Raw genomic sequence first — 17,969 nt, 5'->3', positions numbered from 1 at the left:
CCGCAACACCGCTTTCGCCCAACCCTCCCGTCATCCTTTGTGCATCTGCGCACAACGACCTTGCGTTCGTTGCCGTTGTTGTTGAAAAAAGCACGAACAATAATGGGCAGCACGACAGCGACGTCGGCGGACTTCCTCGACTGATCTGTCAGAACCCCTTGTCAGAAGTGGATGGTGACGGAGATGAACAAACTATTCAGAAGCGCCATGGACGCGCTCGATGGCATTGTCGAGGACAGACAGACCATAGCAGTCGGAGGATTCGGGCTTTGTGGCATTCCGGCGGCCCTGATCTGCGCATTGCGCGATACCGGCGTGACCGGTCTCACCTGTATCAGCAATAACGCCGGCGTTGACGATTTTGGACTGGGCCTGCTGCTCCAGACTCGTCAGATCAGCAAAATGATCGCGTCCTATGTAGGCGAGAACAAGGAGTTCGCGCGCCAGTACCTCAGCGGCGAACTGGCGCTCGAATTCAATCCTCAGGGCACATTGGCGGAGAGGCTGCGCGCTGGCGGCGCTGGCATTCCGGCGTTCTACACACGGACGGGCGTTGGTACCGTCGTGGCCGACAACAAGGAAGTACGCGAGTTCGATGGCGAGCGCTACGTCATGGAGCGCGGCCTCAAGGCCGATATTGCGCTGGTGAAGGCGCGAGTCGCCGACCGTGCCGGCAATCTCATGTTCGGCCGTACCGCCCGCAACTTCAATCCGGAAGTTGCGATGGCCGGGCGCATCACGGTGGTGGAAGTGGAAGAGCTTGTGGAAGTCGGTCAGCTCGATCCCGACGAGATCCATCTGCCCGGCATCTTTGTCGACCGTCTGGTTGTTGTTCCTAATCCGGAGAAACGTATCGAACGCAAGAGCTTCCGCTCGCGCGACAACAAGGAGGCAAGACATGGCGTGGACGCATGACCAGATGGCCGCGAAGGCGGCCGCCGAACTTCGCGACGGGGACTATGTCAATCTGGGCATTGGGTTGCCAACGAAGATAGTTCAGCACGTGCCGGACGGCATGCAGGTATGGCTTCAATCAGAGAATGGCTTGATCGGCATTGGACCACCTCCGTATGAAGACGAGATCGATCCTGACCTGATCGATGCCGCCAAGCAAACCATCACGATGGCGCCAGGCGCATCCATCTGTTCCTCATCGATGTCTTTCGCGATGATCCGCGGCGGTCATATGGATCTTACGATCCTGGGAGGCATGCAGGTCAGCGCGGCTGGGGACCTGGCAAACTGGATGATTCCGGGAAAGATGGTCAAGGGCATGGGTGGCGCGATGGACCTCGTCGGTGGAGTGCGCCGCGTCGTGGTGGTTATGGAACACAACACGCGCGATGGCGAGATGAAGATCCTGGAGCGCTGTTCATTGCCGCTCACCGGAGCGGGAGTGGTCAACCGCATCATCACCGACCTGGCGGTCATCGATGTGACTGGCGCCGGCCTCATCGTCCGAGAGATGGCCCCGGGCGTTTCCAGGGATGTGCTCCAGGCGAGGACTGAGCCAACACTGAGCTTCGATGCCAGCGGTTCTTTTCTATCCGTATAACGAGGTACTGAACGTCTGAAGATGAATGCGGATGCCTTGTCTCCCGGCAAGTATATCTGCGATGTGTCAGCCAAAGCCGGCCATGCCGGCGGTGACGAGGAGCCGGCGGCAACGATGTTGATCCGATGCGAGGTGATGCACAGCTAGCTGCAGAATCAGCATACCTTCGAAGACGCTGCGGATGCTGACGAGGAGCCATGTGCCCACTGTATGGAGCCCTGAGCGCGCGGCAAACAACCAGTCTGTAGGTCACGCTCCATGTGGCGCGAATGACGGGTCCCGCGCCAGCTGTGGTGCCATTTGACATGCGGCTTGCCCCCGGGACCTCCTGCATCGCGATGTTTATCTTGATAGCGGGTACAACCCACCTCCTCTCAAAGAAAGTGGGCCGTAAAACCCAGGCTAAACTTCCTTGGTGTCGAATATGAGCATGTCAACGCCGGACGGGGCAAAGTTGCCGACGTCAGCTGCCGCGGCGGCGCCCTCACGGGAAGCCATCGCCTGCTGGAGCGCAGCCAGCGAATCGAAGCTCAGCACTGCAATCAGGTGAAACGGCGAATCGCCGGCAGGGCTTGAAACTGGGCCGCTGCTGACCTCGTAGCGTCGCAGGCCGGGGATTTTCTTGGCGATTGGAACATGGGTCGAGAAGTAATATGAATCGAACGCCGCCGTGTCTGCAGGCTTCTTGTATAGCACCACCAACTTTGCCATCGTAGTTTCCCTAAAAAACGTGAGTTTGCACAGCACAGCGATCAATGCAAGGACTAGCAGCCGACCGTTGCGGGTTCAGGCTGTCGTGACTTGGTCCTTGCTTGGCGTCCATGCCGTGCCTCGAACCGATCAGCGTGCGCCAGCTCGGGTTCGGGTCGCGCTCAAATCACGGTGATGTCTTAAAGGTTAGGCGCCAATGCTGTCAGAGAGAATTGGCCCGCTGCGCAAGATTGCGTTGCGTGTGCCGCAACCTGAAAACTATGTATGTGATGGAAACGAGACAAAGCGGCCACTGAGGCATGCACTATGCAATCTACTGGTCTGCGCGCCGTTGGAGAACGGCCGTCTTGCGCGCCGGATGACGTCCAGGCGGCCTCGACGAACACCCGCCGCACGTGGCTATTGCCGGCCTTGGTTATGCCGCCTCGTCGGTCTCGTTTGCCGCTGGAATGCTCGCTTGGCACCAGGCCCGAATACGCCATCCGTTGCGGCGCATCGGAGAAGCGTCGCTAATCGCCAAGCTCGGCGACTACGGTTACTGGAGCAATCAGGCTGACATCCTGCAAGGCCATCCATGCCTCGGTCACCGGCCACACCGGGCAGTCTTACACCGCGCGTTCGATTGCCTGCTCCAGGCTCGCTACAAGTTGGCTGCAAGACTTGACCGTTAGCCAGTCACTTCAGATCGATGTATGAGCAAGAGTCCGTGTGCCCCCGCATTGACGGGTGAGGCGATGCCGGAAGGGAAACCCGCGTGCAGCCCAGAATCTCGGAAACGCGTGGGAAGAAGGCGAAGGGGGCTTGGTGAGGAACGATAGTTTTTGCCGGCGGAAGCTGACGTCCTGCGCTCAGTTGCGCGCATAGGGAACCGCAATTGAGCCGGCGACTATGGAATGATCCGATTCGCGCGTAGTTTGTCGAACTGCCGCAGGAACATGTCCTGCGATTCTTGAGCTTCATCAAAGCCATACTGACGCGCCTTGGCGGTCAACGGCCCGGCAAACGGGCGCCGATTAGGGTGACCACCCGCGAGCGTTCTTCCTAGTACCGGCCAGCACCCAGCATGCCGCCGGTTGCGGGTCGGCCAAGAAGCGCTCGTAGGCGAGCATGTCCTCATGAGTCAGTGACGAGAGTGGCTTATCCAGTTGCAGCACGGCCCTCTTTCGACATCGTTCTCCCCAACTTTCCCACGCACTCGTATATCTGGGGCGAACGCCATCGCAGCGCGTTTATGCGTGTAGCTCAGCGACAATACGTTCCGCGAGAAAATCGCAGGGGGGCCGGTTCGACTTGACACTCCGCGCAAGTATGATCTCGAGCGTGCCAATCTCAGGCAGTCCCTGCGCAGACCCGAGCAACGTAAAGTCAGGCGGCACCGCACACCGTGCCAGTGGGGTAATGGCGAGGCCGGCTCGGGCCATCGTTAGCAGGCCCAGCAGACTCGGACTCTCATATGAGGTTCGATACGCAATCTTTACGCGCTCAAGGCTTCGAATCGCCTTCTCGCGTGCGACGCTTCCAGGCAGAAACACGGCAATGGGTAGCGGCCGCTCTCGCCAGATATCAGTGGAGCCTGGGGCGGCTGCCCACACCATGGGCTCATGCCGCAAGAACTCACCGGTCAGCCCTTTGACACGTGTCGCGCAGACGAGATCTACCGTGCCGTCTCGCAGCATCGGGGCTAGCGCGACGCTGGGTAGCCCGATCACCTGGATTTCGACCTTGGGATAGCTGGCCGAGAACTTCTTGAGAATCGGCGGAAACAGTGAGGTCGCGTAATCGTCAGGTACGCCGATCACCACGCGGCCAGTGACGTCCGGTCGCACGACCGCTGCCCATGCCTCATCGCGTAGTGCAATGATCCGGCGCGCATACGTCAGAAGGACCTCTCCGTCCTGCGTCGGAATCACGCTGCGCGGCTTGCGCACGAAGAGCGCCTTGCCGAGGGCCGATTCCAGCGTTTTGATCTGCATGCTCACCGCCGATTGCGAGCGATGCACGAGGTCGCCCGCTCGGCTGATCGTGCCCGTATCTGCGACGGCGATGATCATGGTGAGAACGTCGACGTCGAGGGCTTTCCGCTCAGTGCTCATGCGCTTTCTCTTGTACAGGTATCAGAAAATCTGAAAGATTCCATCAATATTATGCGATTTTCTTTTTGGGTGCGGTGCAGCAAAGTCTGCGAAAAGGAGTTAGACATGAATGCCCGAGCGCCCCTTACTACGCTGGCTCTTGCCGGTGCCTGGCCACAACCCTCTTTTGTTTCCACCGCCTCTGGCATCGCCGTTCCATACGTGGAAGCTGGAAGCGGCGAGCCAATGGTATTCGTGCACGGGTCGCTGTGCGATTTCCGCTATTGGGACCCGCAGCTCGCTTCGTTATCGAAGAACTTCCACTGCTTCGCTCCGAGCTTGGGCCACTATTGGCCGGAAACCGGTGCATTCGGACGCGGCGCCTTCAGTTGGGAGGCGCACGTCGCTGAAATTGCGGAGTTCATCGCGGCGCTGGGTCTGGAGCCGGTCCATCTGGTCGGGCACTCGCGCGGCGGTTGCATCGCGTTTCACCTGGCGCGCGAATACCCTCACTTGGTGAAGACGCTCACCCTCGCTGATCCGGGCGGCCCAGTGCAGGCAACGCCGCAAGCAGAGGCCGGAAAATTGCCGCCGGCCACCCACGCGTTGAGAGCGAAGGCCGCAGAACTGATTGAGCAGGGCGAATTCGATGCCGGTCTGAATCTGTTTGTAGACTCGGTAACCATGCCTGGCTTTTGGAGCAAGAGTTCCCAGAGCTTCCGCAGGATGGCGCTCGATAATGCGCCCACACTGCCGAAGCAGCTGCTTGACCCGTTGCCCGCCTACACACGTGAAGCCGCCCGTGAAATCCAGTGTCGAACGTTGCTGATCGACGGGCAAAAGAGTCCGCGCATGTTCCGTAGCACGGTCGAGAAGCTTCAAGAATGGATCGGGCGCGCTGAGCGTCAGACAATTGCCGGAGCATCTCACGGCATGAATATTGCCAACCCAGGCGCGTTCAATCGGGCGGTTGCCGGGTTGGCTACTGGCTAGAGGGGCCTTGCGTCCAGGGCACACATGGGCTTCTCTCGCCTACGGGGGCGGCCTCTAGCGGGCATACAGTCTGGCTTGCCGGACGATAGTAACAAGTCGTCTGGCACAACTGCCTTCCGACGTGCCAGACGCCGCTACTTGGTGCAGTTGCTTGGCGCCGACCCGCGCGAGATCATCTGGACCTCGGGCGCGACCGGGGGGAATAACTTGGCGATCAAGGGCGCTGCGCAGTTCGATCGAGCGGCGGCATCTAGTGACCGTTCGCCCCGAGCACACGGCCGTGCTTGACACTCGCCGAGAACTGGAGCGGCGGGGTTTCGAGGTGACGTACCTGGAGGTCGGTTCCGACGGCCTTATCTACCTCGACACGCTCGCAGCGTCTACAGGCCAGCACGCGTCCAGCCCTTCGTTGCCGTTGAGGTCATGTCCGCCGGCACCTACGCCAAGGCGTAAGCGGAAAATGGAAGTACGCGGTCCCTGGCACGACGCGCTCGGGACCCTTGATTTTCAAGAACGCTCTCTCCGCCGCGCCCTATCTGTTCGCGACATAATCGTGTTGGTGATCGGCGTGCTCGTCGACAGTGAGCCGCGTGGTCACTTCGCTGGCCGGTCGTCGGCGCCACCTTATGCGCGCGTCAGTCGCGGGCGAGCTCGGCAATCACCGAGTCGGTCACAGGCACCGGGGTCTTGGCTTGTCGCCTGCGACCGACGATTTCCAGCTACCAGCCCTGGTCCCCCCTGCGCGTCGCTGGCAGGGGGTCTCAGCGCTTTCAGTCCAGCCTCCCAACCAGCCAGACGATGGCAAGATAGGTCAGCACGTGCGCGTACTGGTCCAGGCCAAATGCCCACCAGAACTGCGGCAGATTCGGTGTCAATTTGGCGCGTCGGCCGAGACGCACCTTCCAGCGATCGATCATGTAGTGAACGACAGCGTCGGTGATCCCTAGCCAGAGCCAGTAGGCCATACCGAAGCCGGCGAGCAGCACCGCGGTACACAGGCCATGCAAGCCCGCGTGGGCATAACCACCGTAAGCGCGAAATTAAGCGCACCTAGCTTTTGTGGCTGAGAGTGGGCAGGCTTGCGTCCGCAACCACCATTTGCGGACGCAAGCATGATGGACAACGAATGTGAAGTTCCGCCGCTGAGAGTGACCCGTGTTCGCTCCAACGGGAAGCGAGACTTTGACCCCAGGGATAAGCGCCAACTGGTCGAGGCGTGTCTGCGGCCAGGGGTATCGGTAGCTGGGATGGCGCTCAAGGTCGGCATCAATACGAACCAGTTGCGCAAGTGGATTCGGCTGCACCAAGCGGCAACGGAAGCCGCGGCGGCCGACAGCGCGGAGCTTGCAGTGCCAGCGTTCGTACCGGTCATCGAGATTAGCGGGGTAAAGCGAGTTCCGGAGTCGCCGCTGGCGCGGGAATGCCTGCCAGCCCAGGCGCCTGCTTCCACCCAACCATCGGTACGACCGTCGCTGAAACCTGCACTACTGACGGCGCGGCTGCCCAACGGCGTGACGGTCGAACTTGAATGCGGCGGACAGGACGTTGCGCTGGTGAAGGCGATGATCGAAGCGCTGGGAGCGCGTTGATGTTCCGATTCGACGCTAACGTACAGGTCTACCTGCACCGCAATGCGGTGGATTTCCGCCTCGGGATCAACGGGTTGGTTGCCCTGGTCGAACAGTCGATGCAGCTTGATCCGTTTGCCCGCGCCGTCTATGCCTTTCATAACCGTCGGCGCAACCGCATCAAGCTGTTGCTGTGGGACCGCAACGGCTTCTGGTTGCTGCTCAAGCGCCTGGAGGAAGACCGCTTCGTGTGGCCACGGCGCCAGCAGGCGGTGATCGAGCTGACAACCGAGCAGTTGCACTGGCTGCTGGACGGCATCGACGTGGACGCGGTGAAGCGCCACCCGTCACGCAAATATCAGCACACGGCTTGATGGTCGTTCGGGGTGACGTATACCCGATTGCGCCATGGCTGCACTATCGTGTTCAGCATGAACGAACACGACCTCTCCCAATTGCCGCCGGCCGCCCAGGCCTATATCCGCGAGCTCGAAGCGAAGGCTGCCACCAACGCCCAGCACATCGCCGAGCTGAACGAGCGCATCAAGCTCCTTGAGGAACAGTTCCGCCTCGCACAGTCCAAACGCTTCGCACCAAGCAGCGAGAAGCTCAAGGACCGAGTGTTCGACGAAGCCGAACAAATGGCCACTGCGGAGCCGGCCGACGACGATGAGGATGACGCGCTCGCGCCGCCAGACACGGGGCTGCCAGAGCCTGATAAGCCCGCAGGCCGCAAACGTGGCCGCAAGCCGCTGCCGGCGGACATGCCGCGCCAGCGAATCGAGTACGACCTGACCGAGGACCAGAAGATCTGCCCATGTTGCCAGGGTTCGATGCACCGCATGGGCGAGGAAGTCAGCGAGCAGTTGCACATCGAAGCAAAGGTCTCCGTTCTGCAGCACGTCCGCTTCAAATACGCGTGTCGGCACTGCGAGCGCAATGCCGAACGCACGCCGGTGTTGACTGCGCCGATGCCGGCGCAACCACTGCCGGGCAGCAACGCCAGCCCAGCGATGCTGGCAACGGTGACCACCGGCAAGTACGTTGATGGCACGCCGCTCTATCGGATGGAAGACGCGCTGGGTCGCGCCGGCATCGAAGTTGGCCGCGGCACACTGGCCAACTGGATCATCCGGCCTGCGCAACTGCACTACAGCCGGCTGTACGAGGCGCTGCGCCGCACGCTGCTGTCGCAGCCACTGATCCATGGCGACGAGACGACGGTGCAGGTGCTCAAGGAGGAAGGCAAGGCCGCGCAGAGCAAATCGTACATGTGGGTGTATCGCAGCGCGGAGGACTGCGAGCATCCGGTGGTGCTGTTCGACTACCAGCCGGGGCGCGGACAGGAGTATCCGCAGGCGTTTCTCGCCGGCTACGAGGGCATGCTAATGACCGATGGCTACAGCGCCTGGCGCACGCTCGAAGGCGTTACCCACTTTGGCTGTGTTGCGCACGCGAGGAGAATGTTCGTTGATGCGCAAAAGGGGCAGAAAAAGCCCAGCGCTCGAGTACTAAAGGCGCTCGAGTACTTCCAGGCCCTGTATCAGGTCGAGACGCTCGCCAAGGCAGACCTGCCCGAAGGCGAAACGCGCGTCAACTACACGTACCGGCTGCGTCAACAGCACAGCGTGCCGCTGCTGGAAGCCCTCAAGGCATGGCTGGACCAGCAGGCGCCGCAGGTACTGCCGGAAAGCCTGCTGGGCAAGGCCATCGCCTACGCGCGCAACCAGTGGGAATACCTGAGCCGATATGTTATCGATGGGCGTGCGCCCATCGATAACAATCCGGTCGAACGTGACATCCGCCCATTCTGCACAGGGCGAAAGGCATGGCTCTTTGCAGACACTGTCGCGGGGGCGAAGGCGAGCGCCATGATCTACAGCCTGATGCTTACGTGCCGCGCCTGTGAGGTCGAGCCGTATGCTTATCTGCTCCACGTGCTCACAGAGCTGCCACAGCGCGCGCTGGAGGCTGACATCAGCGACCTGTTGCCGTTCAACTTCCCCCGGCGGCAAACCGCGCCGCCGCACCCTGCCTGAGCGGCGGGTCGATAGTTGCCTGGGTATTCCGGTTCAACGTGACCGCCGATTCCGGTATCGTGACCGGCCATTCCGGCATCGTGATCGGCCATTCCGGACAGCCGGGAAAATCGGTCACGTTCATCCGGAATCGGCGGTCACGTTCACCGGAATACGCAGTTGCCCCCAAGTCGGGGACTCCATCACACGGAGAGAAGCCCCTCGTTACCCGGTAACAGCGAGGCGCTAGCGGGGGACGTTGAAATAGAGATCCCACTGCTCCGAATCCGGATTGAGCCTGCGCACGATCGCGTCGTCCGCTCGTGCGATCAGCCGCTCCAGCATCTGACGCTTTGTTACCGTGTAACGGTGCGCCAGCCGGGCGAGAGCAAGGTCGGCTTCCGTACTGACCCACATATCCAGCCGCCGCTCTCCGTTGCCGTCCTTGCCCGCCGTCGCGCGCCTTGCCCGATAGGCGGCCTGCCGCTGTGCTGTCGTCTGCGCCATCTGCACTCCTCATGATCGTTACCCGGTAACACTCCGGTGTGGCGACGTTACCGGGCGTGAAGTGTAATAAAAGTAGTTCGTCAGTGGCTGAGCACAAGGCCAATTAAATCAATAAGTTAGCGTTTCTTGTGTGGGCGTCCGTATCAACATTGCTACGATTTTTCGAGTAGTAATCCTGGCACTTTCGTGAGGCGCGAAGTAATTCTGAAACGATCGCGGGTCCGTCACCTCGTGTCATCTTTACTACTTTTCGCTCTGACTACGCGGATTCGCTCGGGGTGATTAAAAGGAGCGTTCGCGCGAAACATTCCAAAATAAGGCTGCAATCGCAGCCGAGAACTCCGAATGTGAGGTGGCCTTGCCGCAGAGTGAGAGTAGTCGCGCAGGGGACACGATTTCTCCGAACTGCGGAAGTAAAGATGATACGTTCTGCGTGATTAAGCGCGCGAATCAACATTACTTCGCACAGGGAGCGCGATTACTACACTTCACGCCACCGGGACCTTGTTTCGCATGGGAAAGATACAGTCGCACGAATGCTGAGCGAAAAATTGCTACGTTCGCATGAATGTTGAGCGTGGCTCGCACGAATGGCGATCCTCAACAGAAGTAGAGCGCTTCGACGAGACGCCGCCGCCAATGCGCGCGTTCGACCCGCCTCCTCATGTCCCGTAAGCGGCTCTTATAAAATGCAATTAATCACCTTGATGCGCCCGAAGACTTGAACGGGAAGCTTGCATCAATGGGATGGCGCCGAAATTTCACGATGGTGATGATACGGCGCCCGGTTGCTATTTCTTGCTTCCCCAACCAATCCGATGCCGCTCCTGCGTGGCCTCATGCCGCGCATCCTCCTCGCTGTGCAGGTAGCCGCTCGTCGTCGACAGCGAGCTGTGCCCGAAGTTGTCCCGCACAAAGCGCAGGTCGACCTGCTGGTCGGTCATATGCGAGCCAGCGGTGTGGCGCAGCCAATGGGCCGAGGCACTGGCCAGCACCGCGGCCTGTGCTTCCCATTCCGGCCCCCGCGCGCGCAGGCGCGCCGCGGCCATGCCAAACACCTCTTTCAGGATCAGGTGCAGCGCTCCGCGTGACAGCGGTTTCTCGCTGTCCGCTTTTCCAATCACCGGCAGCACCAGTGGCCGCGTCTCCCCGAACTGCGGAGTCGGCGGCAATGCGTGGGCGCGGCGGTAGCGCGCCAGTTCGGCAATCAGCTCGTCGGTCGCCGGCACCAGCCGCGTCTTGCTGCCTTTGCCGGTCACCTCCAGCCACCAGCGCTCGATGCCCTGGGCATCGCGGCGGCAGAAGAACGCCCCCATGGGGGTGGCCGTCACCTCCGACGCACGCAAGCCGCCCAGATAGAGCACGGTCAGCACCCAGCGGCAGCGCGCCGCATGCAGGCGTTCTCGCGCGTTTTCGGTTGGCATCGCTTCGACCGTGTCTTTGACGATCGCCCACATGTCGTGGCTCAGATAGCGGGTGATGCGCGCCTTGGTTGGCGCGCGCCGACGGCGGGCGAGGGCGAGCGGGTTACCGGCCACGTAGCCCGCCTCGGTGAGCCAGGCGAACAGCGCGTTCAGGATCACCAGCGCCTGGCGCACGCTGCCGGGCGACAGCGGCCCGGCGAACGGGCGCCAGTCCGGATGGCTGCGCGCGAGCTTCTTGCTGCCGGCCAGGACCCAGCGGGCGGCCGGCTGCGGATCGGCCAGAAAGCGCTCATAGACGAGCAGGTCCTCGTGCGTCAGGGAAGACAGCGGCTTGCCGAGCTGTAGCACGGCCCACAGGATCAGCCGCTCCACCTCGCGGCGATAAACGGTCACCGTCGCCGCGCTGTCGGCGTAGCGCGCGAGCCAGGCGGTCACGGCGGACAGGTCGTCGGTCGCCGCGATGCGGGTGGCCGTGGCGGGCGCTCGGTTGCTGCCGTCGTGCCCGGACAGCGCCGACGGCAGCCGTAACTGCTCCAGCGGAGTGGGTAGGGCGGCGAGGGGGGCGGACGTAGGTGGGGCGGGCGGAAGGGCGGGCGATTCCACGGTCGTTAGTTTGCACAATTTTGTATCCGAGACGTGGCCGTGAAATCGACGCCGCCCGGGCGTGCGAGAACAAATTTACTTCACGAAATTCTGCACCATTTTGTTCTCCCGGCGAACATTCGAAGCAATTTTGTATCTTTGCCAACGTTTGTTCCATTCTCGTCGTGCGATTTTTCCCAAATGTGCCCTAAGGTTTATAACCATCGCCTCTGGGGCGATCGGCCGATTTTGGAGCGTCGCATGGAAGAGGGTATTGACGACAATTCCTGTTGCTCCCGCCGGAGGATAGACGGGCGAACCGTCGACACTTCCCACTGGGCCAGCCCCGATGAGGGAGCGCTTACTGGTGACCGACGCGTCCTGTACCTTGCGAGAAAGCAGGCGGTTTCGCTGTATCTTTCCGGTGCCTCGGGCGAAAGCATCAGGCGGCTGACGTCGCTTGGCACAAGTCAGGCCTATCGTCTCATCCGGGAGCGCTGCCTTGAGACGCATCCCGACGGGCGTCCTTATGGCTGGCGCGGGCTTGTGCCATGGCTCCGAGTCAAGCCATACCGTCGTAGCACGAAGGTCCATGTCGACCAGTTCGGCCGCGGTGCTGCGGGCGCGATGCAGGCGCTGCTGGACAGTCAGCCGGCGCTTCGTCAGGCATTTGAGGCGCGTATCCTCGCGAGCGCCTCAGCCAAGCGACTAGTCGAAACTAAACAGTCGAGAAGGCGTCATTGCGCGTGGTTTCTGGACCAATTGCGTGGCTTCGGGTACGAAGCGCGAAACGAATGGCCGTTCAACACATTGAGCCTTGGCTACTCTTCGATCTGTCGGTATATCGACAAGGTGCTGTCGGCCAACCCAAGGGCGCTGGCCGCGGCGAGTGGCGGGCCGAATTTGGCTGTGAAGCTGAGGTCCGGTGACGGAACCGGGCGGCCGGTGCAGAGGTTCATGCAACGCGTCGAAATGGACGCGCACAAGCTAGACGGACGTTTCTGCGTGTCGCTTCCCCTGATGGGGGGCGGTTTCAAGGAGAAGATCGTTCATCGTCTCTGGGTCGTTGTGATCCTGGAGGTCGTTTCGCGCGCGGTGCTAGGGTACTACTTCAGCGTGAGACGGGAAATATCGAAAGATGACGTCATGCGCGCGCTGAAGCGGGCATTGGGCAGATGGTGCCTGCGCCCGGTCAGTTTTTGCGATACGCCGTATCTGCCTGAAGCCGGGCTTCTTTCCGCTCTGGGTAGCGATTTCGTCGGGCTATGCTGGGACGAGACCAGCGTAGATGGTGCGCTTGCCGAGACTTGTCAGCACGTGCGGGATGCGCTGCGCGACAGCGTCGGCTCCACGCTACTGGACCCGAAGACCTCGTTCTCGAAACGTCGAAGCAAGGATGACCGCCCGTTCATCGAGACGTTTTTCCGCAATCTGGCCGGACAGGGATTCCAGCGTCTTTCCAACACCACCGGCGCAAATTTCCAGGACCGCAAGGGAAGACAGCCGGAAGAGGTCGCCCTGGCGAGTCGATTCCAGTACGAATATGCGGAAGAGCTGCTGAACGTGCTCATTGCCAACTACAACGCGACACCGCACAGCGGGATTGGTAACCGCACGCCGCTCGCGTATGCGAAGTTCTTGTACCACCATTCCCAGCAGAGCTTCCGGCGAGCCGACCCCGCTGTCGTGGACACGCTATTCAGCATCCGCAAGCGCTGCATCGTGCGCGGGGGCGCTAAGAGCGGGCGTGCCCCGTTCGTTGAGTTCCATTACGGCCGTTATACCAACGACGTGCTGCACAACCGGCACGACCTTGTCGGCTCCGAGATCTGGGTGGTCTGCCACAAGGAGGATGACTGCCGGGTGGCGCTTGCCTCCACGCTGGACGGTATGTCACTCGGCGTGTTGCGGGCAGCACCGCCTTGGAACATGTCGCCGCACAGCCTGTCGCTACGTGCTGCAATTTGCCAGGCGTGCTCTCACGGAAAGTTTGCGATTCCGGCAGGCGTCGACGCCATCGATGTCTTCATGCGCTACGTGGAGAGTCAGGCGCACAACCGCTTGCCGGTCCATCCGGCCTACCTCGAGGCACGGCGCATACTGGCAGCCGCAGCCGATTCATCAATCGGGCCTTCCATGCTGGATGTAGCAATGGCTCGGGCCAAGGCAGGCAGCAGTTCTTCAAAGGGTAGCAAGGGGGCCGCTTCGGAGCCGACGGCAAGACGCGCGCAGTCTGGCGCCGCGGACCCGCTGAAGCCTTCTGCGGGTCCTACGCTGCCTCCGCGTCGAATGGCGCAGTCGAGGTAAGCCATGTCCTTCTCACTGCCCGAGCGCATCGATCCGCGGCACTGCATCGTGACGAAGCAATACGCGGTGTATACACCGCCCATGCACGAAATGATCGAGCAAATCGGCGAATGGATCGACCAGCAGCGCCCCGGCGGCTATATCTATGGTGCGTCACGCCTAGGCAAGTCCCGCTGTGTGCAGTGGTACGTTGCAAACGAATTGCAGGAGCGCTTCAAGGCCGTCATGCCCCTGGTGGTGTGGAATCGCCGCCCCGACAGTCACAGTAGTGAAGCGGGATTCTGGCACCAGCTCTTACTCGCCTCGCGTTTCGAATTCGCCAACCCGGCAAAGCCGCCGAAGAAAGCCGAAGGCATATACCTGTGCAAGCAACGCTTCATCGCCATTGCGAACAACGCGCAACGGAACTACATGGTGCTGCTTATCGACGAAGCGCAGGATCTGACGTTGCGGGAGTGGAAGTGGCTGGTCGGCCTGCAAAATGAGCTCGATTACGAGGGCTATTTACTCAGCGTATTTTCAGTCGGCTCACACCAGTTGAACTATCGCCACGAATATATGGCCATCACGGGCAACGCTCACGTCGCCGCGCGCTTTATGGCAGCGCATGCGCGCTTCCACGGCCTGCGCTCGCCCGAGGAGATCGGGTACGTGCTCAACGGCTACGATATCGACTCCGAGTGGCCGCCAAGCAGCGGCGTTCCGTACCTGGCGCACTTCGCGCCGGCGGATTATGCGGCCGGGCGCCGGCTCGCCGAATGCGCGGCGCTGCTGTGGAAAGCGCTGATGGAGCTTTCGCCCGAATCTGCGCGCGGGCATTTCGAATTTCCAATGCAGCATGTCGCGAAAGCCACCGAGGCGATACTCTTCCAACTGGCGCGGGGCGAAGACTGGGCCGACGTGACCTCCTATGAGAGCTGGTTGCGAGAACTCGCTAAAGCGAACTTCCCGGACCACATGAGGATCATCTCGACGGGTAGTTGACATGGCGGCCTACCCATCGGTGAACTGGTGGCCGGGAAACCTCCGTCCGTACGAGTCGAGGCTGTCGTTCGTCGCCCGCTTCTGCGCACTGAATGGCATCAACGTCCGAAAATGCGCGGAGTTTTTGAGTGTGGAGCCCGATAGCAGCACGCCGCTTCCGATCGACGAAATCAGGCGCCTGGCGTCCGTGCTGGGTGAGACCGCGCCGCTTGTCGAAGACGTTTTCTCGCCTTCCATACGGTTCATCGATGTCGGCCGTTATGGCCCGCCTCCCGATAGTCGCGAGCGACGTGCCATCCGCTATTGCGAGACCTGTGTGCAGCACGGCTACCACAGCTACCTGCATCAGCTTGGGTGGCTTTCGCGGTGCCCATTTCACCTGAGCGAGCTGAAAACGACCTGGGCGCAGAAGCACACCGCCAGGCTCGTGTCGCAGCGTGTGGGCGCGTTGGAGTTCGTGATGCGGCAACGCTGCAGGACGTGGCCGCACGGCATTGATGCCGGCTTTCCCGCCCGAGAGCCGGGGCGTGTTGCGTCGCTCGCCGGCTGGGTCGCACGGGCGAGCGTCGCTGCCGCGCGCATGTCGCTCGGCGAGATCTGGTCGTCGGGCAACGATGGCATGCCGGGGGCCGTCTCCCTCGACCAAGCGTTCGGTCAGCTGCGCGCGCTTGAGCCCCCGCCCGAGGACATCGAACCGCTCCTTACCGAAGCCGGTGATCGGTGGAGTCTGGAAAGCCACGCGTTTGCGCGGCAAGCGAAAATCCAGCTCGGCCGCCTCAGGTCGAGCCACCTCAGCTTTGCCGACGTTCTTCACTTCTATATACGCATCAACGCCGCTTCGGCGAATCCGTCTTCGTTTGTCACGCGCCTGAATGCCATGCAAGACCGACAGGCTCGCCATGGCACCTGTCGCTGTCGGTGGAGGCTGACTAAGGAGGGACGGCTTTCGCGCTGGGTCAGCGTGCGTCCAGAGGAGGGGCCCCGCTGGGGCCTGATCTGCCCATACGATATCGCGCTCAACGAACTTCAACTCGGCTGGGGCCGTTCGGACCTGGCGCTCTCCAATCGGCCGGCGGAGCAGGAACGGCGGCGCTTCTGCAGCGTTTCTCACGCGATGCGCGACTTGGGCCTCATCCGCTATACACGGGAGGCAGCGGTAGCGCCGGCGGGTTACCTATATGCCGATCAGGACGTCTGGACCTGCTGCGAGTGGGTCTGGGAGTCGACGCTAACCGCAGTGCTCGATATGGCGGTCACGTGGGAAATCGAGCTGACGTTCGATGCGTTGACCACTTGGCTAGATGACATCGATCGGGGTGTCGATCCGCTTGAGCGGGACGATTCCAAGTTTTGCGTCCGCCTGTGCGAAACCGACGATGGCCTCTTGCTGATCAAGTGGACGAGGGCAGAAGCGAATGTGCGTCGGGGGCGACCCCGGATCTGAACGCAACGTACCGTGAGCAACGTGAAGCCCGTTGGCTTGCGACGCATTGCGGCCAGAGTTTCGGCCCAGGGGGCTCGGAACAAAATTGTGCAGAAAACGCTAACAAAATTGTGCAAACCAACGCGGGGGTCTAAAAAGTCACAGCTAGCTTCGCAATTATAGACATAAGCGCAGTTATGTCTAAAGTATCGCCAAGAAAATTGTATATATAACGTATTACGTAGTAATATTTATCAACATTTCTGTTTTTTTCTCCCTATGCCCGCTGCCGACCTGGATCTGACCGACGCCGCGCTGCAGACCGCCATGGCCAACGACATTGCCGAGCTACGCAGTCGCTTCCCCGAGACCCGCGCGTTGTACCGCGAGGTCTGCGGCCTGCTGTTCTTCCGCTACGGCGTCACGCCCACCGCCAACAAGCTCTACAGCCTGGTGCGCAAGGGCAGCATGGGCACGCCGGCGGAGGTGCTGCAGGCGTTCTGGCAGGAGTTGCGCGGGCGCACGCGCGTCACCATCGACCATCCGGACCTGCCGGAGGCGCTCAAGTCGATCGCCGCCAATGCGGTGCAGACGATCTGGCAGGCGGCCAACGAGGCCGCGTCCGCCGAGCTGGCGACGCTGCGCGCGGAGGCGCGTCACGCCGCGAGCGAAGCGGAAGCCGAGCGGGATGCGGCGCGCGCGGAGACGGCGGCCGCACGCGAGGATGCTGCGGCGATCGCGGCCCAGCTGGCCGAAGCCCGGCAGGCGCACGACACCGTGCAGGCGGAGCTGGCCGCCGAGCGACAGGCCCACGCCGCCACGCAGGCCCGGCTCGAGGCGGGGCGGACGGAACTGGAGGCGGGCCGGCGCCAGCTGGACGCGCTGCGCACCCAATTCTCGACCGAGCTGGAGCGGGCGCGCGAGGCGGTAACGCTCGCGCAGGAACGCGCCGAAGCCAGCGAGCGGCGCAGCTTGCGCGAACTCGACGCCGAGCGCACGGCGCGCCAGCAGAGCGAACGCACGGCCGAAGCGTTGCGCGGTGAACTGGCGGCGGCACGCGGCGAGGCGCGTGATGCGGCCGTGGCGCAGGCGGAGGGCCGGGCTAAGCTGGAAGCGCAGGCCGCGGCGCTAGCCGATCGGCTCGCGGTGGCCGAGCAGGCGCAGCGCAAATCCGTCAGCGACCTGGACACCGTGCAGGCGGAGCTCGCGGCGGCGCAGCGCCGGGCCGAGCGCGCCGAGGCCGAAGCGGCGCTGGTGCGGCAGCTGCTGGCAGAGTTGCGGCTGGCGCCGCCTGAGCGAGACGGTGGTGCGCGGCGGCGCAAGGCCGGGAGCCGGCTAAACGAAAAGCCGGGCGAACAACTGGACGAAAATCAGGGGGCGCCGACGGCCTCCCTCACCCCGGAAGATGGCAGCGAGAGCAGTCACAGAAGCGACAGCAGCGATGACAGCAAAGACTGAGCGGGCGGCGGCGATCCGCTGGATCCAGGATCAGATGGCCGACTATGGGCTGACGATGGAAGAGCTAAAAGCGGCGGGGTGCTTCGATCCGCCGCCCCCGCCCCCACCGCCTCCGCCGCCCGTGGTCTGCTACCGCAATGCCGAGGGACTGACCTGGGATGGGCAGGGCGAGATGCCGTCCTGGCTGAAGCGCGCGGTCAATGCAGGGCAGAGCGTGGAGTTTTTTCGGGCCGGATAAACGAAGCTCGGCTGCTGCGAGGGATATATTTTCCTTTCCAATCATAGGTTTACAGAGGATATGGCGGATTTGGGAATCCCGGGTGTCCCTCTGGAAGACCTTGAGGAGGGCCAGCAGACCAAGCGGCGA

General features: G+C 62.0%; 15 protein-coding genes and 4 pseudogenes. 12 read left to right on the top strand and 7 right to left on the bottom strand.

Translation table 11 applies throughout. The annotated features are described in order from the left end of the window. The first annotated feature begins 183 nt into the window (after positions 1 to 183). Positions 184 to 915 (top strand): CoA transferase subunit A, encoded by a 732-nt coding sequence (locus tag CTP10_RS38410; RefSeq protein WP_058697682.1) that lies wholly within the window; start codon positions 184 to 186, stop codon positions 913 to 915. Next, entirely contained in the window at positions 899 to 1,555 is a 657-nt protein-coding gene (locus CTP10_RS38405; protein ID WP_058697617.1) for a 3-oxoacid CoA-transferase subunit B, read from the top strand. The genes CTP10_RS38410 and CTP10_RS38405 overlap by 17 nt, the downstream gene beginning before the upstream one ends. A 402-nt stretch (positions 1,556 to 1,957) precedes the next feature. On the opposite strand, the gene CTP10_RS38400 is transcribed toward CTP10_RS38405, so the two are convergent. The 4 genes and pseudogenes from CTP10_RS38400 to CTP10_RS38385 all read right to left on the bottom strand — a co-directional run bounded on the left by CTP10_RS38400 (position 1,958) and on the right by CTP10_RS38385 (position 4,359). Beyond that, on the bottom strand, positions 1,958 to 2,266 hold the full coding sequence (locus CTP10_RS38400) for an EthD family reductase (RefSeq protein WP_058697618.1): 309 nt from the start codon (positions 2,264 to 2,266) through the stop codon (positions 1,958 to 1,960). Positions 2,267 to 2,582: 316 nt separating this feature from the next. Further along, positions 2,583 to 2,934, bottom strand: a pseudogene (locus CTP10_RS41505) (transposase); the annotation flags it as partial. Positions 2,935 to 3,248: 314 nt separating this feature from the next. Further along, positions 3,249 to 3,423: pseudogene (locus CTP10_RS38390) on the bottom strand (tyrosine-type recombinase/integrase); the annotation flags it as partial. A gap of 72 nt (positions 3,424 to 3,495) precedes the next feature. Next, positions 3,496 to 4,359, bottom strand: coding sequence for a LysR substrate-binding domain-containing protein (locus CTP10_RS38385; RefSeq protein ID WP_058697619.1), 864 nt, complete (start codon positions 4,357 to 4,359; stop codon positions 3,496 to 3,498). Positions 4,360 to 4,464: 105 nt separating this feature from the next. On the opposite strand from CTP10_RS38385, the gene CTP10_RS38380 reads away from it, so the two are divergent. Both CTP10_RS38380 and CTP10_RS38375 read left to right on the top strand, forming a co-directional pair. Then, complete coding sequence (locus tag CTP10_RS38380; protein ID WP_058697620.1) at positions 4,465 to 5,331, top strand: alpha/beta fold hydrolase; 867 nt, start codon at positions 4,465 to 4,467, stop codon at positions 5,329 to 5,331. A 129-nt stretch (positions 5,332 to 5,460) separates the two neighbouring features. Next, positions 5,461 to 5,713 (top strand): annotated as a pseudogene (locus CTP10_RS38375) (aminotransferase class V-fold PLP-dependent enzyme); the annotation flags it as partial. A 388-nt stretch (positions 5,714 to 6,101) separates the two neighbouring features. On the opposite strand, the pseudogene CTP10_RS38370 reads toward CTP10_RS38375, so the two are convergent. Beyond that, positions 6,102 to 6,341, bottom strand: a pseudogene (locus tag CTP10_RS38370) (DUF3307 domain-containing protein); the annotation flags it as partial. 102 nt (positions 6,342 to 6,443) lie between these two features. Here CTP10_RS38370 and tnpA point away from each other — a divergent pair. Genes tnpA through tnpC form a run of 3 tightly spaced genes read left to right on the top strand, consistent with a single transcriptional unit; the run spans position 6,444 to position 8,938 of the window. Further along, the gene (tnpA, locus tag CTP10_RS38365) at positions 6,444 to 6,920 is read left to right on the top strand and encodes an IS66-like element accessory protein TnpA (RefSeq protein ID WP_058697621.1); all 477 of its coding nucleotides are present in this window, start codon (positions 6,444 to 6,446) and stop codon (positions 6,918 to 6,920) included. After that, positions 6,920 to 7,273 carry an IS66 family insertion sequence element accessory protein TnpB gene (gene tnpB / locus CTP10_RS38360; RefSeq protein WP_058697622.1) on the top strand — a complete coding sequence of 118 codons (354 nt, stop codon included), beginning with the start codon at positions 6,920 to 6,922 and terminating at the stop codon, positions 7,271 to 7,273. The genes tnpA and tnpB overlap by 1 nt, the downstream gene beginning before the upstream one ends. 57 nt (positions 7,274 to 7,330) lie before the next feature. Continuing rightward, on the top strand, positions 7,331 to 8,938 hold the full coding sequence (tnpC, locus tag CTP10_RS38355; protein WP_058697683.1) for an IS66 family transposase: 1,608 nt from the start codon (positions 7,331 to 7,333) through the stop codon (positions 8,936 to 8,938). A gap of 225 nt (positions 8,939 to 9,163) precedes the next feature. Here the strand turns inward: tnpC and CTP10_RS38350 are convergent, their stop codons facing one another. Continuing rightward, positions 9,164 to 9,424: a hypothetical protein gene (locus CTP10_RS38350; RefSeq protein WP_058697623.1), complete on the bottom strand. Its 261-nt coding sequence runs from the start codon at positions 9,422 to 9,424 to the stop codon at positions 9,164 to 9,166. Between the two features lie 791 nt (positions 9,425 to 10,215). Continuing rightward, positions 10,216 to 11,451 (bottom strand): tyrosine-type recombinase/integrase, encoded by a 1,236-nt coding sequence (locus CTP10_RS38345; RefSeq protein ID WP_058697624.1) that lies wholly within the window; start codon positions 11,449 to 11,451, stop codon positions 10,216 to 10,218. Positions 11,452 to 11,691: 240 nt separating this feature from the next. Here CTP10_RS38345 and CTP10_RS38340 point away from each other — a divergent pair, with 240 nt between their 5' ends. From CTP10_RS38340 to CTP10_RS38320, 5 genes are all read left to right on the top strand, one after another. Further along, complete coding sequence (locus CTP10_RS38340) at positions 11,692 to 13,737, top strand: hypothetical protein (protein WP_058697625.1); 2,046 nt, start codon at positions 11,692 to 11,694, stop codon at positions 13,735 to 13,737. Positions 13,738 to 13,740: 3 nt separating this feature from the next. Next, positions 13,741 to 14,721, top strand: a complete 981-nt coding sequence (locus tag CTP10_RS38335; protein ID WP_058697626.1) for an ATP-binding protein — start codon at positions 13,741 to 13,743, stop codon at positions 14,719 to 14,721. Position 14,722: 1 nt separating this feature from the next. Next, entirely contained in the window at positions 14,723 to 16,165 is a 1,443-nt protein-coding gene (locus CTP10_RS38330) for a hypothetical protein (RefSeq protein ID WP_058697627.1), read from the top strand. 258 nt (positions 16,166 to 16,423) lie between these two features. Next, positions 16,424 to 17,602, top strand: coding sequence for a DNA-binding protein (locus CTP10_RS38325; protein WP_058697628.1), 1,179 nt, complete (start codon positions 16,424 to 16,426; stop codon positions 17,600 to 17,602). Next, complete coding sequence (locus CTP10_RS38320) at positions 17,586 to 17,840, top strand: H-NS histone family protein (RefSeq protein ID WP_058697629.1); 255 nt, start codon at positions 17,586 to 17,588, stop codon at positions 17,838 to 17,840. Before CTP10_RS38325 ends, CTP10_RS38320 begins: the two co-directional genes overlap by 17 nt. Positions 17,841 to 17,969 lie beyond the last annotated feature (129 nt).

This window comes from Cupriavidus sp. P-10 (genome assembly GCF_003402535.2).
Lineage (GTDB): Bacteria > Pseudomonadota > Gammaproteobacteria > Burkholderiales > Burkholderiaceae > Cupriavidus.
Note: the sequence above shows the minus strand (reverse complement) of the source record. Positions and strands in the feature narration are given on the sequence as shown.